At 69.0% G+C, this 1119-nt stretch carries 1 protein-coding gene; it reads right to left on the reverse strand.

The annotated features are described in order from the left end of the window. On the reverse strand, positions 1–1119 hold a 1119-nt coding region (locus tag ACGFZP_RS39470), incomplete at both ends, for an acyltransferase domain-containing protein (protein ID WP_392942337.1).

Here is a 1119-nt window from a genome sequence, read left to right on the forward strand (position 1 = left end):
CAGCCAGTAGTGGTGGTGTTGGAAGGGGTAGGTGGGGAGGTTGGTGTGGGTGGTGGTGGGTGGGTGGGTGGTGGGGTGGTGGCCGTGGGTGTGGGTGGTGGCGAGGGCGGTGAGGTAGGTGTGGGTTTCGGGGTGTTGGTGGTGGAGGGTGGGGGTGGTGTTGGGGGTGAGGGGGGTGAGGACGGGGTCGGGGCCGAGTTCGAGGTGGAGGGTGATGCCGTGGTTGGTGAGGGTGGTGGTGGTGTCGTGGTAGCGGACGGGTTGGCGGATGTGTTGGGTCCAGTGGTGGGGGTCGGTGGGGTTGCCGTGGGTGGTGATGGGGGTGTGTGGGGGGTGGTAGTGGAGTTGGGTGGCGGTGTGGTGGAAGTCGTCGAGGATGGGGTCCATGTGGGGGGAGTGGAAGGCGTGGCTGACGTTGAGGGTGTGGGTGCGTCGGCCTTGGTTGGTGAAGTGTTGGGCGATGGTGTGGGTTTGGGTGTGGTCGCCGGCGATGACGAGGCTGGTGGGGGTGTTGATGGCGGCGATGGTGACGTGGGGGGTGAGGTGGGGGGTGATTTCCTGTTCGGTGGCTTGGATGGCGATCATGGCGCCGCCGGTGGGGGCGTTGTGCATGAGGCGGGCGCGGGTGGTGACGAGGTGGGCGGCGTCGTGGAGGGTGAGGATGCCGGCGGCGTGGGCGGCGGTGAGTTCGCCGATGGAGTGGCCGGCGAGGTGGTCGGGGTGGATGCCGTGGTGTTGGAGGAGTCGGAAGAGGGCGGTTTCGAGGGCGAAGAGGGCGGGTTGGGTGTAGCGGGTTTCGTTGAGGAGGTGGGCTTCGGGGGTGTCGGGTCGGGAGAAGACGAGGTCGCGTAGGGGTCGGTCGAGGTGGGGGTCGAGGGCGTTGACGGCGTCGTCGAAGGCTTGGGCGAAGGCGGGGTAGGTGTCGTAGAGTTCGCGGCCCATGCCGGGTCGTTGGCTGCCTTGGCCGGTGAAGAGGAAGGCGAGGGGGGCGGGTGTGGTGGCGGTGCCGCGGATGAGGTGGGGGTGGTCGGTGTCGTGGGTGAGGGCGTCGAGGGCGTCGAGGGCCTGGGCGCGGTCGGTGGCGATCACGACGGCCCGGTGCTCCAACGACGCCCGGCC

This window comes from Kitasatospora sp. NPDC048239, from assembly GCF_043202015.1.
Lineage (GTDB): Bacteria > Actinomycetota > Actinomycetes > Streptomycetales > Streptomycetaceae > Kitasatospora.